Source organism: Sphingosinicella sp. BN140058, from assembly GCF_004135585.1.
Lineage (GTDB): Bacteria > Pseudomonadota > Alphaproteobacteria > Sphingomonadales > Sphingomonadaceae > Allosphingosinicella.
In genome coordinates, this window is sequence record NZ_CP035501.1 from 4,359,449 (window position 1) to 4,384,860 (window position 25,412).

The following is a 25,412-nucleotide window of genomic DNA, read 5'->3' on the forward strand; positions in this document are numbered from 1 at the left end:
CTAGCCGCCCTTCGCCTGGCCGCCGGCGCCGGCACCGCCGCCAGGACTTGCACCTTTCTTGGGCGGCTCGATTCGCTGCGGCGCCGCTGCCGGCACCGGCCGCACCGCAATGTCGGGACGAAGATTCGCGGTGCCCTGGACGATGACCTTGTCGCCGGGCGCAAGGCCCTGGGTGACCACCCAGAATTCGCCCTGCGTCCGCTCGGCGACGACGGTGCGCGCGATCGCCCGGTTGCCGGGGCCGACAACGTAGACGGTCGCGTTGCCCCGCGGATCGCGCGACAGGCCGGCTTGCGGGACGAGGAAGGCCTGGGTGTCGATCGCCTGCGCGAAGGAGGCGCGGACGAACATGCCCGGCAGCAGGATGCCGTCGGGGTTCGGAAAACGCGCCCGCAAGGTGACCGTGCCGGTGCTTTCGTTGACGGTGATCTCGGCAAACTGGACGGTGCCGGTCTGGCCGTAATCGCTACCATCTTCCAGCGTCAGGCGCACGACCGCAGTGGTCGGTGCGGCGCCGCCCTTGGCCAGCGCGCGGCGCAGCGCGAGCAATTCGGCGCTCGACTGCTGGATGTCGACGAACACCGGATCGGTGCGCTGGATGACGGCGAGCGGCTCCGCCTGGTTGGTGGTGACCAGCGCGCCTTCGGTGAACAAGGAGCGGCCGATACGGCCGGTGATCGGCGCCGGAACGCGGGTGAAGCGAAGATTGATCTGCGCGGTGCGGAGCTGGGCGTTGCTCTGCGCGATCGCCGCCTGGGCCTGCCGCGCCTGGGCTGCCGCATCGGTATATTCCTGCTCGGACACGGCCTGCATCTGGGCGAGCGGTCGATAGCGCGCGGCACGGGTCTGCGCCGCCTGCGCGTTGGCGCGGGCGCTCTGCAAATTCGCCTGCGCCTCCGACACCTGTGCTTCGTAGATGCTCGGATCGATCTGGTAGAGAGTCTGGCCCTGCCGGACGATCGAACCTTCGGTGAACAGGCGCTTGCGGATCAGCCCGGCGACCTGCGGACGCACTTCCGAGGATTGGGACGCGGCGACCCGTCCGGATAATTGGGCGATGACCGGGACGTTGCTCGGCTGAATGACGACGAACCCGACCTGCGGCGGGCCGCTTGGGCCGCGGCCACCCTTCTTCTCGCTCGTCTGGGAGCCGCCGCCGCACGAGGCGAGCAGCAAGGCGATCGCGACGGCGGCGCTCGCCCGGCGTCGCCCGGTTCGGAAATTGTTCGTGTTCAAGACGCCACCGCTCGCGCCGGTGTGCGGGTGCGCCGGCTTGGCGCTCCAAACTCGTGTGCCGAACAGAGGTTGCATTCGCTGTTATGTTCTCGTGGGTTGGCGTTGCGGTGGGGTGTGGCCGGGCGCTGTGCTCTTCACCAGCGCTTTCCTGAACATCGGGTTTACCGGCACAAAACGTGCCGCAACAGCTGGCCGAAATGCGGGGTGCGCGTCTTCGCAAGGAGGTGCGGCCAGTTTGTCGCTGGGCGGCCGCGAGATCGGCAGGTTCGGGTGCTGGCGCGTTCTGCCGGCCAACAAGAGTTGCCCGTCGGGAAGCGGATCTGATTGTTAACACCGCCCCGAAGGCGTATTATGCATGCTCCCTCGGCACAATTCGTCGGAGCAGTCCCATGGCCATTGCTCGACCAGCATATGTGGATGTTTCAGAACCAATATTCGAAGTCCGCTCCATCACCGCGAAAGACATACGGGAATCCCTCGCCCAAGGTTGGTCGGACTTCCTCGAGAAGCGTGGTGACCTGATCTTCATCGGAATCATCTATCCGCTCATTGGCGTGGTGACGGCTGCGGTCGCTCTCGGCGGGTCGCTGCTGCCGCTGTTCTTCCCGCTCGCCGCCGGTATCAGCCTGCTCGGACCGGTCGCGGCGACCGGATTTTACGAGCTCGCGCGCCGGCGCGAGGATGGGCTCGAATGCGAGTGGACCCACTTTCTGGAAGTGCGCAAGCGGCCGGCCTGGGATCGGATCCTTGCAATTTCAACGATGCTGATCGCGATCTTCGCCTTGTGGATCGCCGCCGCCGCCGCTCTGTATGCGAGCCTGATGGGCGACGTTCCGCCGACCGTATCGGACTTCCTGCGCGAGATCTTCACCACGCGGGAAGGCTGGACCCTGATCGTCGTCGGAAACCTGGTCGGCTTCGTCTTCGCGCTGGCGGTTTTCGCCCTCAGCGTCGTCTCGCTGCCGATGCTGGTGGATCGCGACGTGAGTGCCCGTACCGCGATCCAGACCTCGGTGCGGGCGGTGATGCGGAACAAGGGCATGATGATACGCTGGGGCGTGATCGTTGCGAGCTTGCTCGTGATCGGCTCGCTGCCGATGTTCATCGGCCTGGCAGTGGTGCTTCCGGTACTCGGTTACGCGACCTGGCACCTTTATCGGCATCTCGTGGTGCGCTGACCGATCAAGCTCATTCGCCAGTCGGCCTGTGCGTGCTCAAGGTCGTTGCCGGTGGTGCGACGAGCGGTTCGAGCCTGCGCGCTCAGACGAGTTCCTTGAGGCGCTCCCCGATACGCGCGAGATCTTCGACGAAGCGGGCATATTCCTCTTCCTTGTTGTCGCGGACGCGCAACAGGAAGCTCGGATGGACCGTCACCCAGGTCTCCCCGCCGTCCCGCGCCTGGTGGGGCTGGCCGCGCATCGAGGAAATCGTCACGACCTTGCCGAACAAGGATCGCGCCGCGGTCGCGCCGAGCGCGACGGTGAGCGGCGGCCTCAGCAGCCCGCGCTCCTGTTCGAGCCACCAGCGGCAGGCGTCGATCTCGCCGCCGTCCGGCTTCGAATGGATCCGGCGCTTGCCGCGGCGTTCGAACTTGAAATGCTTGACCGCATTGGTGACGTAGGCCGCCGAACGATCGATCCCCGCGTCACCCAGCGCGCGATCGAACAATTGCCCGGCCGGGCCTATGAACGGGCGGCCGGCGAGGTCCTCCTGATCGCCCGGCTGCTCGCCGACGAACATCAAAAGCGCGTCGAGCGGGCCTTCGCCGAACACGGTCTGCGTGCCGTCGCGGTAGAGCGGGCAGCGGGTGCAGCCCATCGCCTCCGCACGGATGCCGGCCCATGCCACGTCGGCATTGCCGCCGATTTCGTCCCGCGATCGATCCACCATTTGTGCCTCGCGTGCCTGCGCGCCTGCGATCAATTCCCCGACCAACGCAGTCTCCGGCATGTTTCTCCAGTATTTGCGCGGCATCTCCTTGACCATCGCGCCGACCTTCAGGCGGGCCGGGTTGAAGATCGACGCATAATAGGTCTTCCAGGTTTCCTCTATCGGATCGCCATCGGGTGCGTCGGCGCGAGTCGCGCCCGGGCTTTCGGTCAGACGCTCGCCGTCCCAATGCACCGACACTTCGGGGGTCAGGATCGACCAGTGCATCGAGGCGAAGCGCCGCGCGAAGAAAGGCGCGGCGGCACGGACGATATGGTGTTCGGGCTCGAACCAGGCGACGAAGCGGGGAGCGTACGCGCCTTCCACTTCGCGGAACCGGACGAAGGCGTGCATCTTGTGAATGTCGCGGCGCACGTTCTTGGCCATCACCTCCAGCCGCCGCACCAGAGGATCGGCCGCGTCGTCGACGCTGCGCGGCTGTTCGAGCACCCGCAGCAGCAGGGTGTAGAGCAGGGAGAAGCGCTCGGGATCATTGTGGCAGATCACGCTCTCAGCAAGCGACACGAAGGCGCGGGGCACCGAGAAAGCCGGCCCGCCCGGCGCCGGTAGGGCATTGGTCTCGAGAGCCGCCGACGCGAACAGGTCGCCGGCGGCCGCGCCGACCCGCCACGCGACTTCCTGCGCCGGCACGCGCGCCAAGGCGAGGCGGCGGGCGGCATCGCGCCAGCCGTCGAAATCATCCTCCTGCGCAAGCGTCATCAGCTGCATGTCGCGTCCTTTCCGGAACATCCCCTATTCGCCGCCGGCGTGCGACCGTCTAGCGCCGCCAGTCGGGAAGACGGGGAACGAGAATGGAGCAAAGATGCGCCGCCTGCCGTGCGCGCACGGATGGTCTCTGCGGCAAGGTACCGGAGACCGCCCTGACGGCGCTCGGAAGGACAGGGCAGCGCAAGCGCCTCGTCGCCGGCGAGACCTTGATCTGGCAGGACGACGAAGCGCCGCCACTGGCCAATCTTCTTTCGGGACTGCTGCAGATTTCGCTGTCGACCGCGGACGGACGGGCGCAAATCGTCGGCCTCGTCCGCCCCGGCGATCTCGCCGGAAGGCCCTATGGAGACAGGGCGCCGCAGACCGTCACCGCACTCACCAATGCCGAATTGTGCCTGTTCCCGCGCCATGCCTTCGCGCGGATTGCGCAAACGCAGCCGCAGCTCGACCATGCCCTGCTCGAGCAAACGCTCGAGGCGCTGGATCGCGCCCGCGCCCAAATGCTGTCGCTGGCGCGCAAGGCAGCCGGGGAGCGGGTCGCGGCGTTGTTGCTCGACCTCGCCGCAGAGGACGATGAGGAGATCAACCTTCCGGTGAGCCGACAGGAGATGGCCGACATCCTCGGGCTGACGATCGAGACGGTGAGCCGGCAGCTCACCCGCCTCGAGTCGCGCGGCACGATCGCTCTGTCGGGCCGCCGAGGCCTGTCGATCACCTCCCGCTCGGCCCTGGAGGCCGCCGCCGGCGCCTGAGTTCCGGCCGCGGCGTCCGCTCAGAAGCGGGTGCCGAGCCCGACTCCGAACACGATGGGATCGAGGTTGAGCTTGACCCGCTGGGTCCCGGCGGCGGCCGTCGCGAGCCGGGCCCGCGTGTCGATGTCGATATATTTGACGTCGAGATTCAGGAAGATCCTTTCGCTGAGATCGATGTCGACACCCGCCTGCGCCGCCCAGCCGAAACTGTCCTTCATCCGCACCTTGGTCCTGCCCACCGCCGCCTCCAGTCCGCGCGATGCATTCTCCGCGTAGAAGAGGGTGTAGTTGAGGCCGGCGCCGACATAGGGACGCACTTTGGCGTCGGGGCCGAAATGATATTGCGCGGTGAGCGTCGGCGGCAGTACCCAGGTGGAGGCGAGTTTGCCGATCGACCCGGTTGTGCCCGTGCGGCCTGACGCCGTGTGTTTGGTCGTCGCCGCGATCAGCTCGAAACCGACATTCCTGGTCGCCATCCAGGTGACGTCGACCTCGGGCATGATGCTGTCGTCGACCTTGGCGGTCTCGCCCGGAAAGCCGGGCAGGATGCTGCCGGATTTCTCGGTCGGACTGACCATGATCGCCCGCACGCGTACGAGGACGTCCCCCGCCTCGGCGGCCTGCGCCGGCTGCGCGAAAGCCGCTGCCGCGGCGAACCCGATGATTACACTCTTCACTGTCCGTGCCTTCCTTCAAATGTCTGGCTGGCACGTGACTAGGCCCGGGGTTCGGGCGGCTCATTGATCTTGCGCAAAATCAGGCGCCGAACAATTCGAGCTGCTGCTCCTGGGGCTTGATCCAGGCTTTGAGATCGGCGCGATCGGTGAGGAGGGTGGGGCGCCAGTCGTCGGTGACGATGAACGGCCGGATCTTGGCGAGAGAGACGCTGAGGCGACCGACATCGTCAAGGCGGAGGCGCCGCCAGCGACGGCTCTGGACGATGCGGTTGACTGCCTTGACGCCCAGTCCGGGCACGCGCAGCAGCGCCTCGCGCGGTGCCCGGTTGATGTCGATCGGGAAATTGTCGCGATATTTGAGCGCCCAGGCGAGCTTCGGATCGATGTCGAGCGGCAGCATGCCCGAATCGTCCGCGGCGTTGACGACGTCGGTGGGCGTGAAGCCGTAGAAGCGCATCAGCCAGTCGGACTGGTAGAGGCGGTGCTCGCGCATCAACGGCGGCCGATTGAGCGGCAGTACCGCGCTCGCGTCGGGAATTGGCGAGAAAGCGGAATAATAGACCCGGCGAAGGCTGAAGCGGTCGTAGAGGTTGCTCGCCCGCAGCACGATGTCGCGATCGTTGGCGCTGTCCGCGCCGACGATCATCTGGGTCGATTGCCCCGCCGGAGCGAAGGACGGCGCCGATTTGTAGCGCTTCCGGGCATCGGTGCGATCCTCGATCGCGGTTTTGACGTCCTTCATCGCGCCTTCGATCCGCGCACCGTCCTTTTCGGGCGCGAGCCGCTCGAGGCCGCGGGCAGTCGGCAATTCGACGTTGATCGACACACGATCGGCGTGGACGCCGGCGAGGCGGACCAGCTCCGGATCGGCATCCGGGATCGTCTTAAGATGGATGTAGCCGCGGAAATCATGATCCTCGCGCAGGGCGCGCGCCACCTCGACGATCTGCTCCATCGTATAGTTTGAGGAGCGGATGATCCCGGACGAGAGGAAGAGGCCTTCAATATAGTTGCGGCGGTAGAAGGAGAGGGTGAGCTGCACCACCTCTTCGGCGGTGAAGCGCGCGCGCCGCACGTTCGAGCTCTTGCGGTTGATGCAATAATGGCAATCGAAGATGCAGCTGTTGGTCAGCAGGATCTTGAGCAACGAGATGCAGCGGCCGTCGGGCGCGTAAGCGTGGCAGATGCCCATGCCCTCGGTCGAGCCGAGGCCCTTGCCGTCGCGGCTGTCGCGCTTCGAGGTGCCGGACGAGGCGCAGGACGCGTCGTACTTGGCCGCATCGGCGAGGATGGCGAGCTTCTCGCGAGTGTCGAGGCGGGACATGTGTTCCAGATATGTTCTGGAGGTGCGGAAGTCTACTGGCCTAAAGGCCTAAGCCACGGTCCCGACACGAAAAAAGGGCAGCCTCGAAAGGCTGCCCTTCGACATTCCGCTTTCAGCGACGCTTAGAAGCGGACGCCGAGACCGACCAGCATCTGATGGCCGTCGACATCGAGCTCGTAGTTCGAGTAGCGATACTCGACCTGGCCGTAGAAGCGCGGCGTGAAGGCGAGTTCGACGCCGGCGCCGACGCGGGCACCATCGAGGTGCACGTTGTCGCCGACGGTCTCGATTCCGAGATTGGTGTAGCCGGCAAGCGCGTAGACGAGCGCCTTGTCGCCGGCCTTGACGCCGAGGCGGCCGGTGATCGCGAGGTCGCGCGAAAGCGCATCCTCGTCGCTGTCTTGCCATTCAACGGTCGCACCCGCGACAGTCTTGCCAAGATCGAAATCGTAGCCGGCGTTGACGCCGTAAGTGAATGTATCGGTGCCGGCGAAATCGTCATCGACAAAGCCGACGGTGGCGCCGATGCGCGGACCGGAGAACTCGGCGGCAACAGACGGCGTCGCGAAAGCGAGCGCCGCAACCGACGCGAGAACGAACTTCTTCATGATTTTCCTTCGTATGTTCTACTGGGAATGAGAACGACCAGCCACAGGAACGGCTGATGCTGGTGGCGCATCTAGTCGTTTCTTGAACGGGTACAAGCGACGCGGGACATCTAGGTTCGTGTTTGGAACCTGTGTGTCGCAAAAATGCAACAGTGTTGAAATGCGGCAACATTGCGGCATCAGGCAGGCCGCCTGACGCCGCGGAACAAGCCCGGCGAGGCCCGGTTGACGTCCCGAAGGAGCTGGACATGACCGACTTTGCCGAAGCGCGGGAGCAGATGGTCGCGCGGCAGATCGTGGATCGCGGCATCACTGATCAACGCATCTTGGACTCCTTCAGGGCTGTGCCGCGCGAACTGTTCGTTCCAGCGGTCGATCGCGGCGAAGCCTATGAGGACAAGCCGCTGCCGATCGCCGCCGAACAGACCATCTCGCAGCCTTACATGGTCGCGCTGATGATCGATGCCGCCGAGCTCGCGCCAGCGGACGTCGTGCTCGAAGTGGGCTGCGGAACCGGCTACGCTGCGGCGGTGATCGCGCAACTGGTCGACGAGGTCGTGGCGATCGAGCGGCATCATGCTTTGGCCATAGAGGCGGGCGCCCGGATCGAGCGGCTCGGATACGACAACGTCTCGATCTACGAAGGCGACGGCAGCAAGGGCTTCGCCGAAAAGGCGCCGTTCGACGCGATCATCGTTTCGGCCGCAGGCAGCCATGTCCCGGATCCCTTGCTCGAACAGCTCGAAATCGGCGGCCGGCTGGTGATGCCCGTCGGAGAGCCGCACGCGGTCCAGACATTGATCAAGATCACCCGAACCGGCCAAGAAGACTATGAGCAGGAGGAAATCGGCGCAGTCCGCTTCGTGCCGCTGATCGGCGCGCATGGCTGGACGGAGACCGGCGAGCGTGGCGACCCTTGCAGTCTTCCCGAGCGGATCGCGGTCGCGGCGGAAGTGCTGCCCGCCCTCGACGACCCGGCTTTCGGTACCCTGTTCGATCGTTTCGGCGACGCACGGGTCGTGCTGCTCGGCGAGGCGAGCCACGGCACCAGCGAGTTTTACCGGGCACGGGCCGCGATCACCCGCCGGCTGATCGAGGAGCATGGCTTCGACATCGTCGCCGTCGAGGCCGACTGGCCCGATGCGGCCAGCATCGATCGCTTTGTGCGTCATCGACCTCACCGCGAGGGGGAGGAGGCGGCGTTTCAGCGTTTCCCGACCTGGATGTGGCGCAACACCGAGGTCGATACGTTCGTGCGGTGGCTGCGGGACCATAATCGGGCATGCGCGCCGCACGCGCAGGCCGGCTTCTACGGACTCGACCTCTACAACCTGGCGGGCTCGATGCGGGCGGTAATCGACTTTCTCGACGAGGCCGATCCGGAAGCGGCGGCGCTGGCGCGGGAGCGCTACGGCTGCCTTCAGCCGTGGAGCCGCGATCCCGCCATCTACGGACGGATCCCGCTCAGCGAAGGCTTCGCCCGGTGCGAGACCGGCGTTCTCGATATGCTCAGGGACCTCCTCGCCCGTCGCATGGATTGCATGGGCGAGGAATGCGAGGAATGGCTCGACGCCGCCGCCAACGCCCGGCTCGTCAAGAATGCCGAGCGCTACTACAGGGTCATGTACGAGGGGGCCGCGGAGAGCTGGAACCTGCGCGACACCCACATGTTCGAGACGCTCTGCCAGCTTCTCGATGCCAAGGGCCCCGGCGCCAAGGCGGTGGTGTGGGCGCACAACAGCCACATCGGCAATGCCGCCTACACCGAGATGGGCCAGCAGCGCGGCGAGCTCAACATCGGCCAGTTGGTGAAGGAGAAGTTCGGCGAGCAGGCGCGGCTGATCGGGTTCGGCACGCATACAGGCACGGTCGCGGCCGCGCACGACTGGGACGAGCCGATGGCGATCGAGGAGGTGCGGCCGTCCCTCGCCGGAAGCTACGAGCGGCTGTGCCACGACAGCGGCGTCGACCGCTTCCTGCTCGATCTGCGGCAAGGCGCCGACGAAGGACTGATCGAGGCGCTGCTCGAGCCTCGGCTGGAGCGGTTCATCGGCGTGATCTACCGGCCGCAGACCGAGCGCTGGAGCCATTATTCCGAATGCGTGCTGCCGAAGCAGTTCGACGCCTGGATTTGGTTCGACGAGACTCACGCGGTGACACCGCTGCCCGGGGCCGAGCTGCCGGGCGAGGACGAGACCTATCCGTTCGGACTCTGATCCGCGGACGGGCGAAGCAGCTCGAGCGTGTAGGCGCGAATGTCGCGCGGCCACCCGGCGATCCGCGCCGCCAGCGTCGCTTCGTCGCCGGCGAACAGCGCACGCGACGCCTCTTCGAAGCCGGGCAGATCGCCGGCGAGCGCCGACATGATTCGATAGGCGCGTTCGGTTTCGAGGCGCGGCTGCGCCCGGTCCGCCTTGCGCGCTTCATCGACCAGCCGGCGCAAGGCATGCGACGCGCCGCCACGCTGCCGCGCCAGCCACTCCCAGTGGCGGGGGAGCAGGGTGATCTCGCGCGCGACGACGCCGAGCTTGGGCCGCCCGCGTCCGCGTGGCGGCGCAAGGCGGGCGACGATCTCTTCGGCGCTGCCGCGCAGATCGAGATCGACGACCCTGCCGGTCTCGTCAGAAAAAACGAGGACCGACGCATCCGTCGCAGTCCTCAAGGCCAGCGCAACGTCGGCGAGTCTGCCGCGTGCCAGAATTCGCTCACCGGCAAAGGCCGTGCAGGGCTCGTCGGGTGTCATCTTCATCTCCTTGGCGCATGATTTACACCCGGGCGGTATTGACGTCAATAACATCCGGGTAATATAAGCACGCCAGCGATGGAAAGGATGGACCGGTGAAGACGGAGGACAGGAAGGCGGCACTCAGCGCCTACAAGGAACGCAAGACGATTGCAGGCCTCTACGCGCTCTGCTGCACCTCCACCGGCCAGCGCTGGATCGGGCGTGCGCCCGACGTGGAGACGATCGAGAACCGCATTCGCTTCGCGCTCCGCCTCGGCACCACCCCGCACCGCGACCTCCAGGCCGCGATCCGCACGCATGGCGAAGCGGCCTTCACGTTCGAGAGCGTCGAGCGGCTGGACGAGAAGGACATGGAACTGGGCCGCGATCGCATCCTCAAGACGCGCCAGGCCCATTGGTGCGAGCAACTGCAGGCAAAGGCGATCTGAGGCCGGATCGGAGCTGGGCGCGAAGTTCGCGGCGAGGCCCGTCAGCTTCGTGCGCGTTCCCGGATGCGGGTGATCGTGGTCGCCGATGTGATATGTTCGACATCGGTCTTGAGGTGGAGCAGGCGCACTCCCTGCTGCCCAAGCGCCCTCGCGAGGGCCGGTGCGAAGTCCGCCGTCCTTTCGATTGTTTCGGCCCAGGCGCCGTAAGCGCGGCCGAGCGCCGCGAAATCCGGATTGACCAACTCGGTGCCGGACAGACGTTCGGGGTATTCGCGCTCCTGGTGCATCCGGATGGTGCCGTAAGCGCCATTGTCGATCACCAGGACGAGCATCGACGCGCCGTAGCGGATCGCGGTCGCCAGCTCCTGCCCGTTCATCAGGAAGTCGCCGTCGCCCGCGGCGCAGACGACGGTGCGTGCCGGGAAGCGGCGCGCGGCGGCGACCGCGGCGGGAAGGCCGTAGCCCATCGATCCGTTGGTCGGTGCGAGCTGACAGGGTAGGGTGTCGTAATGCCAGAAGCGGTGGAACCAGCCCGAGAAATTGCCGGCGCCGTTGCAGACGATCGTGTCCGACGGCAGCGCTGCGCGCAAAGCCGTCACCGCCTGGCCGAGGTCGAGCCCCGCCTCGGTCGGCTTTGCCGTCGACCAGTCCAGCCACTCGCGATGCGCCTCGGCGCCGGCATCGAAGTGGATCACCTCGTCTTCCCAGGCGGCGACGAGTTCGGCGAATTCGCGCATGTCGGCGCAGATCGGCAGGCAGGTCTTGTAGACCCGGTTCAGCTCGTTGGCGTCGGGATGGACGTGGACCAAAGTCTGGCCGGGATGATCGGGCGTGACCAACGTGTAGCCGTCCGTGGTCGCTTCGCCGAGACGGGGCCCGACGACGATCAGGAGATCGGCATTCTCCACCCGTTCGACCAGTTTCGGATTGGGCCCGTAGCCGAGATTGCCGGCATAAATCGGCGATTCGTTGGGGATCGCATCCTGGCGGCGGAAAGCGCAGGCGACGGGCAGGCCGATCCGTTCGGCGAATTGCGCGAAATGGTGGGCCGCACCCGCATCCCAGCCGGCTCCGCCGACGATCGCGACCGGCGAACAGGCATCCTTCAGCAGGTCCATCATCGTCGCCACCGCCATCGGATCGGCAGTCTGCACCGGCGGCGCCACGCGCGGGCGGTCCGTCACCTCCACCATGTCGCGCAACATGTCTTCCGGCAAAGCGAGCACGACCGGACCCGGGCGGCCCGCCATCGCGGTCGCATAAGCGCGGGCGACATATTCCGGAATCCGCGTCGCATCGTCGATCCGCGCAGCCCATTTGGCGAGCGGCCGGAACATCGCGGCGAAATCCACTTCCTGGAAGCCTTCCCGGTCGCGGTCGCCGCGGGCGACGTCGCCGACGAACAGGATCATCGGAGTCGAATCCTGGAAGGCGACATGGACACCGACGGAGGCATTGGTCGCGCCCGGCCCGCGGGTGACGAAGGCGATGCCGGGCCGTCCGGTCATCTTGCCGTCGGCCTCGGCCATATAAGCGACGCCGCCTTCCTGCCGGCAGACGACCAGATCGATGGCCGGCGTATCGTGCAACGCATCGAGCACCGCCAGGAAGCTTTCGCCGGGTACGGTGAAGATGCGGTCACAGCCCTGCGCCACGAGATTGTCGACCAGAATGCGGCCGCCGCTGCGTACATTGCTCATCACCGTCTCCCCTGCGCCAAGCGGGCGCGCCTCCGCCGTCGCGGTAGGAGAAGCGTGGGGCGGAGACAAGCCGATCAGCTGCTGACACGCCTGTGAACCGGCTTGACCTGACGTTCACGTAAAGTAGGGGTTGACGCAGATCCTCAAGGAGAGACGATGATGACGAAGAGCGAAATGGCGGCCGCGCTGAACAACAAGCAGGCCTTTCTGCCCGGCAAGCGCGTGAAGCTCGATTTCGGCTCGGAAGGGGTGGTGCTGCTCGACGGCGTCGCCAATCAGGTCACCGAGGAAGACGGCGATGCCGACACGACGATCAAGGTTGCCTGGGAAGACTGGACCGCGCTCAGCGAGGGCCGGCTCGACGGCATGACCGCGTTCATGCAGGGCAAGCTCAAGGTCGAAGGCGACATGTCGAACGCCATGCAGCTCCAGGGCGTGCTGTCCAAGCTGCGCGGGTAAGCTGGTACGGCCCTCACCTTCCCGCCTCGAAGCGGCCGGAGGGTGAGGGCAGTGCAAAGTTGAAACTCCATTCAGGTTTTCTTGACCGGGGTGCGGCTCAGCGATTATCGCCGGGCCACAATCTGGGAGTGGGTGCATGCGAAAGATCTATCCCAATGCCGGCGCGGTCCTCGACGGGCTGCTGTTCGACGGCATGATCATCTGCGCGGGCGGGTTCGGCCTGTGCGGCATTCCCGAGCGGTTGATCGATGCAATTCGCGACTCGGGCGTCAAGGACCTCACCGTGGTGTCGAACAATGCCGGGATCGACAATGAAGGGCTCGGCAAGCTGCTGAGGACCCGGCAGATCCGCAAGATGATCTCGTCCTACGTCGGCGAGAACAAGGAATTCGAGCGGCAATATCTCGCCGGTGAGCTCGAGGTCGAATTCTGTCCGCAAGGCACGCTGGCGGAGCGCTGCCGCGCCGGCGGTGCCGGCATTCCGGGCTTCTACACCAAGACCGGTGTCGGCACCCTCGTTGCCGAGGGCAAGGAGCATAAGGAGTTCGACGGCGAGACCTACATCCTCGAGCGCGGCATCCGCGCCGACCTGTCGATCGTCAAGGGCTGGAAGGCCGACGAGGCCGGCAATCTCGTCTTCCGCAAGACCGCGCGCAACTTCAATCAGCCGATGGCCACTGCAGGCAGGATCTGCGTCGCCGAGGTCGAGGAGATCGTTCCGGTCGGCAGCCTCGACCCGGACGGCATCCATCTGCCGAGCATCTATGTGAAGCGGCTGATCGATGGCGCACCCTACGACAAGAAGATCGAGTTCCGGATGACGCGTCCGCGGGAGGCCGCATGAGCGACGATGCGATCCCGACCGGCGCCGAGGCCGGCGCCATTTCGACGATCGACAAGGAGGATCTGCTTGCGCGTTCGGTCGAGGTGGTTCGGATGTGGGTGGAGAATGGCGGCGGCGGCACGTTCATCATCAAGCCCGATCGCCTGGAAAGCCCGGAAATGTTCGGAATGATGCTGGCCGATTGCGCGCGTCACGCCGCAGTCGCGTACGCGCACGAGCTCGGTATCAGCCAGGGCGCTGCCATGGACGCGATCTGGGAAGGACTCGACGAGGAGCGTGACGATCCCTCCGGCGAACCGGAGACGATCCAGATGAGTGGAAGGACGCACTGATGGGATGGGATCGCAACCAGATGGCTGCGCGCGCGGCGCGCGAGCTGCGCGACGGTTATTACGTCAATCTCGGCATCGGCATTCCGACATTGGTCGCGAACAACATCCCGGACGGGATGGAGGTGACCTTGCAGTCCGAGAACGGGATGCTCGGCATCGGCCCGTTTCCCTACGAGGACGAAATCGACCCCGACCTGATCAACGCCGGCAAGCAGACGATCTCGCAGCTGCCGTCGTCGAGCTATTTCTCGTCGTCGGACAGCTTCGCGATGATCCGCGGCGGCCATATCGATCTCACCGTGCTCGGCGCGATGGAGGTTTCGGAGGCCGGGGACATCGCCAACTGGATGATCCCCGGCAAGATGATCAAGGGCATGGGCGGGGCGATGGACCTGGTCGCCGGGGTCAAGAAGATCATCGTAGTGATGGAGCATGTGTCCAAGAACGGCGACGCCAAATTCATCCCCGAATGCACCCTGCCGCTGACCGGCAAGAATGTCGTCGACATGATCGTCACCGATCTCGCCGTTTTTCAGCGTTCCGATCACCAAAGCCCGTTCAAGCTGATCGAGCTGGCCCCGGGAGTGAGTGCGGAAGAAGTGGCGGCCAAGACGAGCGCGAAGTACGAGGCGTAGAACACAGCCCCGCACCGTCGGCGGCAAAACGGGGAGGGGATGATGAGGATGATCTACGGAGCCGCGGCGCTGGCTCTCGCGGCGCTTGCCGCGCCGGCAGCGGCAGCGGTGCCGCACATGCAGATGTGGCGGCTCGACTGCGGCAGCATCGACGTTGCCGACCTCGACGTCTTCTCCGACACCTTCCTCTATGTCGGTCAGAAGAAGACGCTCACCGACAGCTGCTACCTGATCCGCCACGGCGAGAATTATCTGCTGTGGGACACCGGGCTGCCGGGCGAGCTGGCCGGGAAGACGGCCCCGCCCTCGGGTCCATTCACGATGTCGCTCAAGGCACGGCTCGTCGACCAGCTGGCGCGCATCAACGTCAAGCCGGAGCAGGTCAACTTCGTCGGCATAAGCCACAATCACGGCGATCATATCGGCCAGGCCTCTGACTTTCCCAAAGCCACGCTTCTGATCGGCGGTGAGGATTTCGCGGCGACCAAAACGAGCGAGAATGCGGGCCGGTTCGCGCCCTGGATCAAAGGCGGCGCCAAGGTTCAGGAGACGAAGGGCGACCTCGACGTCTTCGGGGACGGCAGCGTCGTCATCCTCGACATGCCCGGCCACACCGAGGGGCATCAGTCGCTGCTCGTCCGGCTGCCGCGCACCGGGCCGGTGCTGCTCACCGGCGATCTCTATCATTTTACCGAGAACATGGAAAAGCACGGCGTTCCGAGCTTCAACGCCGATCGCTCGGACACGCTGGGATCGATCGACCGCTTCGACGCGATCGCCAGGTCCCTCAAGGCGCGGGTGATCATCCAGCATGAGGTGCGGGACATCGGCAAGCTGCCGGCCTTTCCGACACCGGCCGAATAAGGGAGACCGCGATGAAGGCGCTACTTTCCGTGGAGCCGGGTGGGCCCGAGACGCTGCGTCTCAGCGAATTGCCGGCGCCGGTTGCCGGCCCCGGACAGCTGCTCGTGCGGGTCAAGGCCTGCGCGATCAACTATCCGGACGTGCTGATCATCGAGGACAAATATCAGTTCAAGCCGGCGCGCCCGTTCGCGCCCGGCGGCGAGATCGCGGGCGTCGTCGAACGGGTGGGCGAGGGCGTCGCCGGCTGGTCGGAGGGCGACCGACTGATCGCAATGCTCGGCCATGGCGGCCTGGCCGAGCAGGTCGTGGTCTCGGCCGCAGCGGCGCTGCGCCTTCCGCCGGAGCGCAGCTTCGTGGAAGGTTCAGCCTTGATCCTTACCTACGCGACTTCGATCCATGCTCTGCTCGATCGCGGCCGTCTGCAGGCCGGCCAGATCCTGCTCGTGCTCGGCGCCGCCGGCGGCGTCGGCCTGGCCGCGGTCGAGCTCGGACTTGCCTTCGGCGCACGCGTGATCGGCGCGGTCTCGTCCGAGGAGAAAGCCGCGGTGGTGCGCGCCGCCGGCGCCGAGGCGATCGTCTATCCGCGCGGTCCGTTCGACAAGGAGAGTTCAAAGGCGCTTGCCCGGCAGTTCAAGGATGCGGTCGGGCCAGCGGGCGCCGACCTGGTCTACGATCCCGTCGGCGGCGACTATGCCGAGCCGGCGTTGCGCGCGACCGGCTGGGAAGGGCGCTATCTCGTCGTCGGCTTTCCCGCCGGCATTCCGAGGTTGCCGCTCAACCTCACCCTCCTCAAAAGCTGCGATGTCTGCGGCGTGTTCTGGGGCGCCTTCGCAGCGCGCGACCCTGATGCCAATGCGCGGCACATCGAAACCTTGTTCTGGCTCTGGGACGAGGGCAAAATCGCCCCCAAGGTCAGCCGGACCTGGCCGCTGGCGCAGGCCGGCGAGGCGATCGCCCACATGGCTGCGCGGCAGGCGGTCGGGAAACTGGCCGTCACCATCGACTGACACCTGCGAACTCTTGCTTTTCCGCCGGTCGATTGCACCGGAGCCGTTCGAGGCCTATCTGGGGCGCAAAGGAAAGCAGGGAGCATCATGACCACCTTCGACGATCGCGAGCGGGCCTTCGAGAACCGATATGCCCGTGACCAGGAGATGCAGTTCAAGATCACCGCGCGGCGCAACAAGCTGCTCGGCCATTGGGCAGCGGGGCTGATGGGCCTGACCCAGGTCGAAGCCGACGCTTATGCCAGCGACGTCGTTCGCGCCGATTTCGAGGAAGCCGGTGACGAGGACGTCATCCGCAAGCTTCTCGGCGATCTTACCTCGGCCGGAGTCGAGTGCGACGAAGCTCGCATCCGCACCGCGCTCGAGCACAAGACAGTCGAGGCGCGGCGCCAGTTGATCGAAGCACAGGGCTGACGCGATGCCGATGGCCGCAGACGAGATCGAAGCGCTGATCCGGTCCGGAATCCCGGATGCCCATGTCGAGATCACCGATCTTGCCGGTGACGGCGATCATTATTCCGCGCGTGTCGTGGCCGAGAGCTTCAGGGGGGTGTCGCGCGTCGACCGTCAGAGGCGCGTCTACGATGCGCTCGGCGGACGTATGGGCGGTGTGCTGCATGCGCTCCAACTCACCACCGCAACCCCCGACTGAATTCCGGAGATTCCACCATGTCTGACGTTACCCTCCGCATCGACGAGATCGTCCGCAACAAGGACGTCGTCTTGTTCATGAAGGGCTCCGCCCTTTTCCCGCAGTGCGGCTTTTCGAGCCGGGCGATCGCGATCCTCGACCATCTCGGCGTCGCGTATGACACGGTCGACGTCCTGCAGGACGCGGAAATCCGGCAGGGCATCAAGGAATATTCGGACTGGCCGACCATCCCTCAGCTCTACGTAAAGGGCGAGTTCGTCGGAGGATCGGACATCATGATGGAGATGTTCGAGGCCGGCGAGCTCCAGCAACTGGTCCAGGACAAGCAGGTCGAGCGCGCCGAAGGCCACTGAGACGCGAGCAATTCCGCGATCGGCCGCCGGTCCGGCAGGCGACCAGCGATTGACAAAACGTCGTTCGAGGCGGAGGCGCGCTGCGTTTCCGCCTCGTTGCGTTTCGGTCTCGTCGTGAAAGGGCAGGCCGTTGCCTGGGCGTGCCGACAAAAAAGGGCGGCCAGCGCGACCGGACATCCGCTGACCGCCCTTTCGACTTCGAACAGTGTGGACTGCTTTGGAAGCTGTGTGGACGCGAACAGTCATACACGGGCCGTGCCAGATCGTGCCAGTCGCAATTTTCCGGGCCTGACGATGGTTCACGCCGGTTAACCGATCTTGCGCATTGTAAACCGCCTCGACACTCCTCGCGCGCGGTCCGCGACATTCATCGGCCGTTCACGCGTCGGGTGACTACATCTGTAGTCATAAGGGGAGAACGTCCATGGAGCGCATAGCCGAGGGCGAACTGGCGGTGATGGAGGTGCTCTGGGAGGAGTCGCCGCTCACCGCAGCAGAGGTCGCCGAGCGGGTGCCGGCCGAGCGGGGCTGGAGCCTCGCTACGGTCAAGACCATGCTGTCGCGGCTGCTCGCCAAAGGCGTTCTCGACCATCGCGAGGCTGGCCGTCGTTATCTTTACCGTCCGGCCATTCGCCGAGAGGATTATGTCGCCGAGGAATCGGGGCGGCTGATCGACCGCATGTTCGGCGGCCGGGTGACGCCGCTGGTTGCGCATCTCGCCGAGCGCGATCGCCTGACGCCGGCCGACATCGAGGAGATCGAGAAGATCCTGCGGGAGCTCAAGTCATGATCGGCTGGCTCGTTGAAACTCTGATCACCGTCACCATCCTGATGCTGCTGGTGCTCGCCGTGCGGGGACCGGTGGCGAGGACCTTCGGCGCCGGCTGGGCCTATGCCCTCTGGATCGTTCCCGCCGTTCGTCTGGTACTGCCGGCTTTGCCGGCGCTCACGCCCAACATCGCTCTTCCGGCCGCCGCGTTCATCCCTGCGGCGGTCGGGAGTACCGCGCCGTCGCCGGCTCATCCCGGACCTGGGCAGTGGGTGCCCTTCATGCTTGCCATGTGGGCCGGCGGCGCGGTCATCTTTCTCGTCCTGCAATGGCTCGCCTATCGCGATTTCGTCCAGCGCCTGGGCAAGACCGCGCGGCCGGCGCGGCCGCCGAGCTATGGCGGCATCCTGACCCTTGCCAGCCAGGCAGTGGACGGACCACTGGCCATGGGGCTGATCGCGCGCCGTATTGTCGTGCCCACGGATTTCCTGCGGCGCTACAGCGACGGCGAGCGCAGGCTCGCCCTCGAGCACGAACTCACCCACCACCGCCGCGGTGACATCTGGTGGAACATGGTGGCGACCTTGGTGCTCGCGCTGACCTGGTTCAACCCAATCGCCTGGGTGGCTTTCCGCGCCTTTCGCACCGATCAGGAATTGTCCTGCGATGCTGCGGTCGCGGCGAAGGCGAGCGCCGACGAACGCTGGGATTATGCCCGCGCGCTGGTCAAGTCGGCGTGCCGCCCCGGTCTGATCGCCGCCTGTTCGCTGAACGGCAGCGACGCGCTCAAGCGTCGCCTGCGAATGCTCGGAGGACACCGGGCGAGCTTGGGCCGATCGCTCGGCGGCATGCTGGCGCTGGGACTGTTCACGACGATCGGGTTCGGCGTCGGCAAGCCCGATTTCGTCATCGCTGCGGCGCCGGTTGCCTCGGCAGCGTCCCCGACGCCGACGGCGCCGGCGAGCAGCCTGCGGATCGCCGCATCTAACTCGGTGACCCGGCCAACGTCCGTCCGCGCTGCTCCGGTGCCGACGCCGCGACCTGTTCGAGTTGCGATTGCGGCACCTGCACGGCCCGCCGCGCGAGCAGTTGCAGCCGCCCCGACTGCCGCTCCCGAGCCAGCGCCTGCGCCGGCGGCGGTCCAGGCACCGATCGCGCCGATCGCATTGCCGCACCACCCGGCTCAGGCGGCCTCCGCCCGCCAGCCCGCATTGCGGGAGGCCCTGGCCGCGGCTGCGGCGGTGGCTTTGCGTGCACGCCCCATTCACCGACTGGAACTGCGTGACGACGAGCCGGATGAGGAGCAGGAGGAAGACGGCGCCCAGATTCTGGTCGTGACATGGGCCGCGTCCGCCCATGCTCCGGTTGGAAACTCGGACGGGGCAGTCGATCGCCTGCGCGCCCTCACCGGCGGCGGCGGCGGGTCCGTTCAGACGCATTTTCTGGCGCAAGTCGCCGAAGCCAAGGTGGTGCTTCGGGGGCTCCGTTTCCGCGCACCGGACATGTGGCATGAGGTTCCGACGGAGGATTGCGTCCATTGATCGGGGTGCGCCGTACGATGATCGCGATCGCTGCCGGTGTTGGCGCCGCGACGCTGACCTTCGTTAATCTGCCGACGCGTGCGCATTCCGCGACGCCGCCGGAGGCCCGGCAAGCTGACGCCGGTAGCCAGCAGAGCTTCAATCCCATTGCGATCCTGATTTCCGGCCGCTGACGCCGGACGGGCCGGGGGCAAAGGCGCCCTTGGTTTTCGGCAGCGCCGGTGCCACATGGCCTTTCATGAATGATGGGCTCACCGGCAGGATCGAACGTGTCGCCCCGCTGGTGCGGCGGGTGCTCGCGCCCAATCCGTCGCCATTCACCTTCACCGGAACCCAGACCTACATCGTCGGCGAGGGCGAGGTGGCGGTGATCGATCCGGGGCCTGCGATCCAGACCCATGTCGAGGGGATCCTGGCGGCGCTCGCAGGCGAGCGGATCGCTTCGATCCTGTGCACCCACACCCACCGCGATCATTCCCCCGCCAGCCGATCGCTCCAGGCCCTTACCGGCGCGCCGATCGTCGGATGTGCGCCGCTCGACATCGCCGACGAGGGGCCTCGAGCCGACGATTCGTTCGATCCGGATTATCGGCCCGACAGGGTGCTTGCCGATCGCGATACGGTGTCCGGGGCAGGCTGGACGCTGGAGGCGGTCGCGACGCCGGGGCACACCTCCAATCATCTCTGCTTTGCGCTCAGGGAGGCAAGAGCGTTGTTCAGCGGCGACCATGTCATGGGTTGGTCGACGACCGTGGTGGCGCCGCCCGACGGCGACATGACTGCCTATATGGAGAGCCTGGCGCGGCTGCAGCGGCGTGACGACAGGATCTACTATCCCGCCCACGGGCCGGCGATCGACGATCCGGAGGCGCATCTCGCCCGGCTCGTCGCCCATCGCCGTGGCCGCGAGCGGCAGATCCTGGCGGCGCTCGGGCGGGGCGAGGGCCGCATTCCGGTTATGGTCGAGCAGATGTACGGCGACGTCGATCCACGCCTTCACCCCGCCGCCCAGCGTTCCGTCCTCGCCCACCTCATCGATCTGGAAGGGCGATCCGAGGTGCGTCGGCAGGGCGACGTCTGGATGCTTGCATGAAACGGTACGCATTCTTTCTGCCGGTGCTGCTTGTCGGCCTGATCATCGGCGGCCTGCTGGTGGCCTCGCTGCGCGTCGGCGACTGGTTTCGTGGTCCCGATCCGGAGACGATCGCCGCCGCCAGCCTGCAGTCCGTGCGCGAGCAGGCGCGTCTGACCCCCTTTTCCGCGCGCTTCGTGGCGGTGGTCACCTCCACCCAGCGCCGCTTCGGCCTCTCGGCCGAGAAGACGCTTATCATGCCCGGCACGGTCCGTTACGAGCTCGACCTCGCCAAGCTGCGCCAGCAGGACATGGACTGGGACGATACCACCAAGATCCTGTCCATCTCCTTGCCGCCGCTGGAGATTTCTGCGCCGCAGATTGATCCGGCCGAGGTTCGCGAATATGGCGGAGGCGGCCTTCTCGGCACCCTGACCGACGCCGAGAAGGTGCTCGACGCGAGCAATCGACAGGCGGGGCAGGTGGAGCTCAAGCGCCAGGCGATGCAAGCGATGCCGCTGCGTCTCGCGCGCGACGCTGCGAGGCGGGCGGTGGAGCGGAGCTTCGCGATGCCGCTGAAGGCGGCGGGGATCGACGATGCGACGGTGAATGTGCGCTTCCGAGACGAGGGGCGGACGGATCCTTCGCAGCTCGATCGCTCGCGGCGGATCGAGGACGTGCTAAGGGAACGGCAAGGCGCCAAGTAGCGCATGCCGGTTTTGGGTGAGGGCTTTGGAATGAACGCACCGAATGTAAGCCTCAAGGGCCTCGATCTGCTCGCCGAGATCGACCGCCTGCGCAAGGAGCGCAACGCCGTCATCCTCGCCCATTATTATCAGGATCCGGCGATCCAGGATCTCGCCGATTTCGTCGGCGACAGCCTGGATCTCTCGCGCAAGGCGGCGGCGACCGATGCCGACGTGATCGCCTTTTGCGGCGTCCGCTTCATGGCCGAAACCGCGAAAATCCTTTCGCCGCAGAAGATCGTGGTCCTTCCCGACATGGCAGCGGGGTGCAGCCTCGAAGACAGCTGCCCGCCCGACCAGTTCAAGGCGTTCCGCGAGGCCCATCCGGACCATATCGCACTCACCTACATCAATTGCTCGACGGAGGTGAAGGCGCTGTCGGACATCATCGTCACCAGCTCGTCGGCCGAGACGATCCTAGCGCAGATCCCGCAGGATCAGAAGATCATCTTCGGACCCGACAAGAACCTGGGCGGCTACCTCAAGCGCAAGACCGGCCGCGACATGCTGCTGTGGCCGGGCGTCTGCATCGTCCACGAGGCGTTTTCGGAAACCGAATTGCTCAAGCTGCGGGCGCAGCATCCGGGCGCACCGATCCTCGCCCATCCCGAATGCCCTCCGCACATTCTCGATTATGCGGACCATGTCGGATCGACCAAGGCGATCCTCGACTATGCGCTCGCCTCCGAAAGCGACGTGATGATCGTCGCCACCGAGCCGCACATCATCCATCAGATGGAGAAAGCGGCGCCCGGCAAAACCTTCATCGGCGCGCCGGGAGCGGATGGCAATTGCAACTGCAACATGTGTCCGTACATGGCGCTCAACACGCTCGAGAAGCTCTATCTGGCGTTGCGCGATCTGACACCCCGGGTGGAGATGGACGAAGATCTGCGTATCGCGGCCAAGAAATCGCTCGACCGAATGCTCGAAATGGCCGGCCGCACCGTCGGCCAGGGCGACGTCGGACGACCGATCTTCGCCGGCGCCTGACCTCCGCGCCTCGCTGTCCGGGAGACACGTCTTGAATCGCTTCCTGTTTTCGGCCGCGTCGCTGGTTCTGCTCGCGGCATCGGCGCCGCCGGCGCAGCCCCCAGTGGCCGCGCAAGCTGCGGCCGAAGATCCCTTCCTCTGGCTGGAGGAGATCGAGGGAGACCGTGCGCTCGCCCAGGTGAAGACGTGGAATGCGGCCACCGAAGATATGCTCACCAAGGACCCCAAGTTCGACGCCTATCGCAGCCGCGCGCGGGCGATCCTGGACGACGAGCAGCAGATTGCGACGCCCGATCAGGTGGTGGGGGATCGCGTCCTGAACCTTTGGCGCGACGCGAACAATCCTCGCGGTCTGTGGCGAGTGTCGCCGCTTCCGGCTTACCGCGCCGGCACCCCGCAATGGCGAACGGTGATCGACGTCGATGCGCTCGGCAAGGCCGAGGGCAAGAGCTGGGTGTGGCACGGTGCCGATTGCCTTGCACCCGATTACCGCCGCTGCCTCGTGTCATTGAGCCCCGGCGGCACCGATGCCGACGTGGTGCGCGAGTTCGATCTCGAGAGCGGCCGCTTTGTCGACGGTGGCTTCACCTTGCCGGAAGCGAAGAGCAACATCGCTTGGGTCGATCGCGACACTCTGCTGGTCGTTACCGATTATGGGCCGGAGTCGCTGACCGCCTCCGGCTACGGACGCATCGCCAAGCTCTGGAAGCGCGGGACGCCGCTGAGCGCCGCGCGAACCGTCTATGAGGGCGAGAAGGGCGATGTGTCGGTGACACCCGTCGCGGTACAGGACGGTGTGCGTCGCTGGACGTTCGTCAATCGCGGCAAGACCTTCTGGACCAGCGAGCATCGCCTGCTGACCACGGCCGGAGCGCTGGTGCCGTTGCCCCTGCCGCAAGATGCCGATTTCCAGGACGTGATCGGCGGCCGACTGATTGCGAAGCTGCAGAGCCCGCTCGATGCAGGCGGCCGCCGTTTCCCCGAAGGCGCGCTGATCGCCTACGATCTCGAGCCGATCGCCGCGGGCCGCGGCGCTGTCCCGGAACTGGTGATGGCGCCTACCGCACGGCAGGCGATCGAGGAGGTCGCCGCAACCGACAACGTCCTGTGGGTGAAGGCGCTGGAGGACGTCTCCGGCAAATTGTTCGCTCTTCGCCGCGATCAAGCGGGACGTTGGACCGCGGCGCCGGCGGCACTGCCTGCGAACAGCACCATCCATCTGCTCTCGACCGCGGGCAAATCGGATCTCGCCTTCGCCACTGTGGAGGGGATGCTGACCCCGCCGGCACTTTACGCAATCGGCACCGATGGCACGCCTGCGCGCGTGCAGGCGCTCCCTGCCAAGTTCGATGCGAAGCAGTTCAGTGTCGAGCAGCGTTTCGCGACTTCCAGAGACGGTACCCGGATCCCCTATTTCCTGGTGCGCCGCAAAGGGACCAGAGGGGCAGTGCCGGCGCTGATCCATGCCTATGGCGGATTCCGGGCGGCGCAGACGCCGGGCTACCTCACCGGCCAGCCCTACCGGGCCGGACCGCTCGGCATGTTCTGGGTAGAGGAGGGCAACGCCTATGTGCTCGCCAACATCCGCGGCGGCGGCGAATATGGGCCTCAATGGCATCGTTCGGTGCTGCGCGAGAACCGGCAGAAGAGCTTCGACGATCTCCACGCGGTCGCCGAAGACCTGATCCGCACCGGCGTCAGCGCCAAGGGAAGGATCGGTATTTCCGGCCGGTCCAACGGCGGGGTGCTGGTCGGTGCCGCCCTGACCCAGCGGCCTGATCTCTATTCGGCGGTGATCTCGGGTTCGCCGCTCCATGACATGAAGCGTTATTCGCACCTGCTCGCCGGTGCCTCGTGGGTCGGCGAATATGGCGATCCCGACAAGCCGGAGGACTGGGCCTTCCTGTCGGCCTACTCGCCTTATCAGAACCTGAAGCCGGGCGTGAAATATCCGGCGGTGTTCTTCTACAGCTCGACGAAGGACGACCGGGTTCATCCCGGCCATGCCCGCAAGATGGCGGCGCGGCTCGGCGAATATGGCAACCGTTTCTACTTCCACGAATATCTCGAAGGCGGGCATTCGGTCGGTGCCGATCATGCGGAGGACGCCAAGCGTGCCGCCCTGCTGATGGCCTATCTGAAACGCGAGCTTGGAGCGGCGAAATGACCTTCGTCCTCGACGGCTTCGATCTCGACGCCTTTGTCGCCGCCACCCTTGCCGAGGATCTCGGCCCCGGCGGAGACATCACGTCGGAGGCCGTAATCCCCGCCGATGCGCGCTTTCGCGGCGTCATGGACAGCCGCGATCCGATCGTCGTCGCAGGTCTGCCGATCGCGGAGGCCTTCTTCCGCGCCCTCGACCCGAACGTCGCGATCGAGCGGCTGGTGGAGGAGGGGGAGCGGGTGCCCGCCGGAACCGATCTGCTGAGGCTGACGGGCAGGGGGCGGGCGATGCTGACGGCCGAGCGATCGGCGCTGAACACGATCCAGCATCTCTCGGGCATTGCGACGCTGACCCGCGCCTATGTCGATGCGATCGCCGGCACCGGCGCCATCCTGCTCGACACCCGCAAGACCATTCCCGGGCTTCGGCGTCTCGAGAAATATGCAACGAAGGTCGGCGGCGCCGAGAATCACCGCATGGGGCTGTGGGACGCAGCGATGATCAAGGACAACCATGTTGCGGTCGCCGATGGAGTCGCGGAGGCGGTGCGACGCGCGGCGGCAGCCGGCATTGCCAGGATCATCGTAGAGGTCGATCGGATCGATCAGATCGCGCCGGCGCTTGCCGCCGGCGCAACCCATTTGCTGCTCGACAACATGGCGCCCGAGATCTTGCGCGAGGCGGTCGGCCTGGTGGCGGGGCGGGTGCCGACGGAAGCGAGCGGCGGCGTCACCCTCGACACGATCCGTGCCAAGGCGGAGACCGGCGTCACCTTTATCTCTGTCGGCCGGATCACCCAGTCCGCCCCGGCAGCGGACATCGGACTGGATTTCGACACGCTTTGACGGCGCA

Annotated in this window: 28 protein-coding genes; 21 read left to right on the top strand and 7 right to left on the bottom strand. The window is 66.1% G+C overall.

The genetic code is table 11. The annotated features are described in order from the left end of the window. Positions 1-1,236, bottom strand: coding sequence for an efflux RND transporter periplasmic adaptor subunit (locus ETR14_RS19610; protein WP_243455592.1), 1,236 nt, complete (start codon positions 1,234-1,236; stop codon positions 1-3). Positions 1,237-1,649: 413 nt separating this feature from the next. Here ETR14_RS19610 and ETR14_RS19615 point away from each other — a divergent pair, with 413 nt between their 5' ends. Beyond that, complete coding sequence (locus tag ETR14_RS19615; protein ID WP_371416703.1) at positions 1,650-2,414, top strand: DUF2189 domain-containing protein; 765 nt, start codon at positions 1,650-1,652, stop codon at positions 2,412-2,414. 82 nt (positions 2,415-2,496) lie between these two features. On the opposite strand, the gene ETR14_RS19620 is transcribed toward ETR14_RS19615, so the two are convergent. Next, positions 2,497-3,894, bottom strand: a complete 1,398-nt coding sequence (locus ETR14_RS19620; RefSeq protein ID WP_129387859.1) for a UdgX family uracil-DNA binding protein — start codon at positions 3,892-3,894, stop codon at positions 2,497-2,499. A gap of 83 nt (positions 3,895-3,977) precedes the next feature. Here ETR14_RS19620 and ETR14_RS29680 point away from each other — a divergent pair, with 83 nt between their 5' ends. Next, positions 3,978-4,646, top strand: coding sequence for a Crp/Fnr family transcriptional regulator (locus tag ETR14_RS29680; protein WP_129387862.1), 669 nt, complete (start codon positions 3,978-3,980; stop codon positions 4,644-4,646). Positions 4,647-4,666: 20 nt separating this feature from the next. On the opposite strand, the gene ETR14_RS19630 is transcribed toward ETR14_RS29680, so the two are convergent. The 3 genes from ETR14_RS19630 to ETR14_RS19640 all read right to left on the bottom strand — a co-directional run bounded on the left by ETR14_RS19630 (position 4,667) and on the right by ETR14_RS19640 (position 7,255). Beyond that, a complete protein-coding gene (locus ETR14_RS19630; RefSeq protein ID WP_129387865.1) occupies positions 4,667-5,323 on the bottom strand; it encodes an OmpW family protein in 657 nt (218 codons plus the stop codon). 79 nt (positions 5,324-5,402) lie between these two features. Next, positions 5,403-6,647 carry a putative DNA modification/repair radical SAM protein gene (locus tag ETR14_RS19635; protein ID WP_129387867.1) on the bottom strand — a complete coding sequence of 415 codons (1,245 nt, stop codon included), beginning with the start codon at positions 6,645-6,647 and terminating at the stop codon, positions 5,403-5,405. A 122-nt stretch (positions 6,648-6,769) separates the two neighbouring features. Next, positions 6,770-7,255, bottom strand: coding sequence for an outer membrane protein (locus tag ETR14_RS19640; protein ID WP_129387870.1), 486 nt, complete (start codon positions 7,253-7,255; stop codon positions 6,770-6,772). 248 nt (positions 7,256-7,503) lie between these two features. Between ETR14_RS19640 and ETR14_RS19645 the strand changes: the two genes are divergently transcribed. Further along, positions 7,504-9,471 carry a protein-L-isoaspartate(D-aspartate) O-methyltransferase gene (locus tag ETR14_RS19645; protein ID WP_129387873.1) on the top strand — a complete coding sequence of 656 codons (1,968 nt, stop codon included), beginning with the start codon at positions 7,504-7,506 and terminating at the stop codon, positions 9,469-9,471. Here ETR14_RS19645 and ETR14_RS19650 read toward each other — a convergent pair. Then, a complete protein-coding gene (locus ETR14_RS19650; RefSeq protein ID WP_206185874.1) occupies positions 9,453-9,998 on the bottom strand; it encodes a DUF2239 family protein in 546 nt (181 codons plus the stop codon). The genes ETR14_RS19645 and ETR14_RS19650 overlap by 19 nt on opposite strands. A gap of 95 nt (positions 9,999-10,093) precedes the next feature. Here ETR14_RS19650 and ETR14_RS19655 point away from each other — a divergent pair, with 95 nt between their 5' ends. Next, positions 10,094-10,429 (top strand): GIY-YIG nuclease family protein, encoded by a 336-nt coding sequence (locus ETR14_RS19655; RefSeq protein WP_129387877.1) that lies wholly within the window; start codon positions 10,094-10,096, stop codon positions 10,427-10,429. A 41-nt stretch (positions 10,430-10,470) separates the two neighbouring features. Here the strand turns inward: ETR14_RS19655 and ETR14_RS19660 are convergent, their stop codons facing one another. After that, the gene (locus tag ETR14_RS19660) at positions 10,471-12,129 is read right to left on the bottom strand and encodes a thiamine pyrophosphate-binding protein (protein ID WP_129387879.1); all 1,659 of its coding nucleotides are present in this window, start codon (positions 12,127-12,129) and stop codon (positions 10,471-10,473) included. 156 nt (positions 12,130-12,285) lie between these two features. Here ETR14_RS19660 and ETR14_RS19665 point away from each other — a divergent pair, with 156 nt between their 5' ends. The 17 genes from ETR14_RS19665 (at position 12,286) to nadC (ending at position 25,405) form a co-directional block, all read left to right on the top strand. Further along, on the top strand, positions 12,286-12,588 hold the full coding sequence (locus ETR14_RS19665) for an SCP2 sterol-binding domain-containing protein (RefSeq protein ID WP_129387881.1): 303 nt from the start codon (positions 12,286-12,288) through the stop codon (positions 12,586-12,588). Positions 12,589-12,724: 136 nt separating this feature from the next. Beyond that, positions 12,725-13,432, top strand: a complete 708-nt coding sequence (locus ETR14_RS19670) for a CoA transferase subunit A (protein ID WP_129387883.1) — start codon at positions 12,725-12,727, stop codon at positions 13,430-13,432. Continuing rightward, positions 13,429-13,764, top strand: a complete 336-nt coding sequence (locus tag ETR14_RS19675) for a DUF5076 domain-containing protein (RefSeq protein WP_129387885.1) — start codon at positions 13,429-13,431, stop codon at positions 13,762-13,764. Before ETR14_RS19670 ends, ETR14_RS19675 begins: the two co-directional genes overlap by 4 nt. Then, positions 13,764-14,399: a 3-oxoacid CoA-transferase subunit B gene (locus ETR14_RS19680; RefSeq protein ID WP_129387887.1), complete on the top strand. Its 636-nt coding sequence runs from the start codon at positions 13,764-13,766 to the stop codon at positions 14,397-14,399. Before ETR14_RS19675 ends, ETR14_RS19680 begins: the two co-directional genes overlap by 1 nt. 48 nt (positions 14,400-14,447) lie before the next feature. Beyond that, on the top strand, positions 14,448-15,263 hold the full coding sequence (locus ETR14_RS19685) for an N-acyl homoserine lactonase family protein (protein ID WP_371416705.1): 816 nt from the start codon (positions 14,448-14,450) through the stop codon (positions 15,261-15,263). A gap of 11 nt (positions 15,264-15,274) precedes the next feature. Continuing rightward, positions 15,275-16,270, top strand: coding sequence for an NADPH:quinone oxidoreductase family protein (locus tag ETR14_RS19690; RefSeq protein WP_129387891.1), 996 nt, complete (start codon positions 15,275-15,277; stop codon positions 16,268-16,270). 87 nt (positions 16,271-16,357) lie between these two features. Further along, complete coding sequence (locus tag ETR14_RS19695; RefSeq protein ID WP_129387893.1) at positions 16,358-16,684, top strand: DUF1476 domain-containing protein; 327 nt, start codon at positions 16,358-16,360, stop codon at positions 16,682-16,684. A gap of 4 nt (positions 16,685-16,688) precedes the next feature. Further along, complete coding sequence (locus ETR14_RS19700; protein ID WP_129387895.1) at positions 16,689-16,922, top strand: BolA family protein; 234 nt, start codon at positions 16,689-16,691, stop codon at positions 16,920-16,922. 17 nt (positions 16,923-16,939) lie between these two features. Next, entirely contained in the window at positions 16,940-17,275 is a 336-nt protein-coding gene (gene grxD / locus ETR14_RS19705) for a Grx4 family monothiol glutaredoxin (protein WP_129387897.1), read from the top strand. 424 nt (positions 17,276-17,699) lie between these two features. Beyond that, the gene (locus tag ETR14_RS19710) at positions 17,700-18,065 is read left to right on the top strand and encodes a BlaI/MecI/CopY family transcriptional regulator (RefSeq protein ID WP_129387899.1); all 366 of its coding nucleotides are present in this window, start codon (positions 17,700-17,702) and stop codon (positions 18,063-18,065) included. Then, on the top strand, positions 18,062-19,585 hold the full coding sequence (locus ETR14_RS19715; RefSeq protein ID WP_129387901.1) for a M56 family metallopeptidase: 1,524 nt from the start codon (positions 18,062-18,064) through the stop codon (positions 19,583-19,585). Before ETR14_RS19710 ends, ETR14_RS19715 begins: the two co-directional genes overlap by 4 nt. Further along, complete coding sequence (locus ETR14_RS28510; RefSeq protein ID WP_165356533.1) at positions 19,582-19,758, top strand: hypothetical protein; 177 nt, start codon at positions 19,582-19,584, stop codon at positions 19,756-19,758. The genes ETR14_RS19715 and ETR14_RS28510 overlap by 4 nt, the downstream gene beginning before the upstream one ends. A gap of 65 nt (positions 19,759-19,823) precedes the next feature. After that, entirely contained in the window at positions 19,824-20,678 is an 855-nt protein-coding gene (locus ETR14_RS19720; protein WP_129387903.1) for an MBL fold metallo-hydrolase, read from the top strand. Beyond that, on the top strand, positions 20,675-21,364 hold the full coding sequence (locus tag ETR14_RS19725; protein WP_129387905.1) for a DUF4230 domain-containing protein: 690 nt from the start codon (positions 20,675-20,677) through the stop codon (positions 21,362-21,364). The genes ETR14_RS19720 and ETR14_RS19725 overlap by 4 nt, the downstream gene beginning before the upstream one ends. A 30-nt stretch (positions 21,365-21,394) precedes the next feature. Next, positions 21,395-22,396 (top strand): quinolinate synthase NadA, encoded by a 1,002-nt coding sequence (gene nadA, locus ETR14_RS19730; RefSeq protein WP_129387907.1) that lies wholly within the window; start codon positions 21,395-21,397, stop codon positions 22,394-22,396. 31 nt (positions 22,397-22,427) lie between these two features. Then, on the top strand, positions 22,428-24,563 hold the full coding sequence (locus tag ETR14_RS19735) for a prolyl oligopeptidase family protein (protein ID WP_371416706.1): 2,136 nt from the start codon (positions 22,428-22,430) through the stop codon (positions 24,561-24,563). Then, a complete protein-coding gene (gene nadC / locus ETR14_RS19740) occupies positions 24,560-25,405 on the top strand; it encodes a carboxylating nicotinate-nucleotide diphosphorylase (RefSeq protein WP_129387909.1) in 846 nt (281 codons plus the stop codon). Before ETR14_RS19735 ends, nadC begins: the two co-directional genes overlap by 4 nt. The last annotated feature ends 7 nt before the right edge of the window (positions 25,406-25,412 follow it).

What these genes read in the sequence shown, in the direction of transcription:
- ETR14_RS19715 (WP_129387901.1), top strand. Translation starts at nt 18,062, where the DNA reads ATGATCGGCTGGCTCGTTGAAACTCTGATCACCGTCACCATCCTGATG.
- nadC (WP_129387909.1), top strand. Translation starts at nt 24,560, where the DNA reads ATGACCTTCGTCCTCGACGGCTTCGATCTCGACGCCTTTGTCGCCGCC.
- ETR14_RS19675 (WP_129387885.1), top strand. Translation starts at nt 13,429, where the DNA reads ATGAGCGACGATGCGATCCCGACCGGCGCCGAGGCCGGCGCCATTTCG.
- ETR14_RS19720 (WP_129387903.1), top strand. Translation starts at nt 19,824, where the DNA reads ATGAATGATGGGCTCACCGGCAGGATCGAACGTGTCGCCCCGCTGGTG.
- ETR14_RS19690 (WP_129387891.1), top strand. Translation starts at nt 15,275, where the DNA reads ATGAAGGCGCTACTTTCCGTGGAGCCGGGTGGGCCCGAGACGCTGCGT.
- ETR14_RS19700 (WP_129387895.1), top strand. Translation starts at nt 16,689, where the DNA reads ATGCCGATGGCCGCAGACGAGATCGAAGCGCTGATCCGGTCCGGAATC.
- grxD (WP_129387897.1), top strand. Translation starts at nt 16,940, where the DNA reads ATGTCTGACGTTACCCTCCGCATCGACGAGATCGTCCGCAACAAGGAC.
- ETR14_RS19645 (WP_129387873.1), top strand. Translation starts at nt 7,504, where the DNA reads ATGACCGACTTTGCCGAAGCGCGGGAGCAGATGGTCGCGCGGCAGATC.
- ETR14_RS19710 (WP_129387899.1), top strand. Translation starts at nt 17,700, where the DNA reads ATGGAGCGCATAGCCGAGGGCGAACTGGCGGTGATGGAGGTGCTCTGG.
- ETR14_RS19650 (WP_206185874.1), bottom strand. Translation starts at nt 9,998, where the DNA reads ATGACACCCGACGAGCCCTGCACGGCCTTTGCCGGTGAGCGAATTCTG.
- ETR14_RS19670 (WP_129387883.1), top strand. Translation starts at nt 12,725, where the DNA reads ATGCGAAAGATCTATCCCAATGCCGGCGCGGTCCTCGACGGGCTGCTG.
- ETR14_RS19680 (WP_129387887.1), top strand. Translation starts at nt 13,764, where the DNA reads ATGGGATGGGATCGCAACCAGATGGCTGCGCGCGCGGCGCGCGAGCTG.
- ETR14_RS29680 (WP_129387862.1), top strand. Translation starts at nt 3,978, where the DNA reads ATGGAGCAAAGATGCGCCGCCTGCCGTGCGCGCACGGATGGTCTCTGC.
- ETR14_RS19695 (WP_129387893.1), top strand. Translation starts at nt 16,358, where the DNA reads ATGACCACCTTCGACGATCGCGAGCGGGCCTTCGAGAACCGATATGCC.
- ETR14_RS19620 (WP_129387859.1), bottom strand. Translation starts at nt 3,894, where the DNA reads ATGCAGCTGATGACGCTTGCGCAGGAGGATGATTTCGACGGCTGGCGC.
- ETR14_RS19635 (WP_129387867.1), bottom strand. Translation starts at nt 6,647, where the DNA reads ATGTCCCGCCTCGACACTCGCGAGAAGCTCGCCATCCTCGCCGATGCG.
- ETR14_RS19665 (WP_129387881.1), top strand. Translation starts at nt 12,286, where the DNA reads ATGATGACGAAGAGCGAAATGGCGGCCGCGCTGAACAACAAGCAGGCC.
- ETR14_RS19640 (WP_129387870.1), bottom strand. Translation starts at nt 7,255, where the DNA reads ATGAAGAAGTTCGTTCTCGCGTCGGTTGCGGCGCTCGCTTTCGCGACG.
- ETR14_RS19660 (WP_129387879.1), bottom strand. Translation starts at nt 12,129, where the DNA reads ATGAGCAATGTACGCAGCGGCGGCCGCATTCTGGTCGACAATCTCGTG.
- ETR14_RS19725 (WP_129387905.1), top strand. Translation starts at nt 20,675, where the DNA reads ATGAAACGGTACGCATTCTTTCTGCCGGTGCTGCTTGTCGGCCTGATC.
- ETR14_RS19685 (WP_371416705.1), top strand. Translation starts at nt 14,448, where the DNA reads ATGATCTACGGAGCCGCGGCGCTGGCTCTCGCGGCGCTTGCCGCGCCG.
- nadA (WP_129387907.1), top strand. Translation starts at nt 21,395, where the DNA reads ATGAACGCACCGAATGTAAGCCTCAAGGGCCTCGATCTGCTCGCCGAG.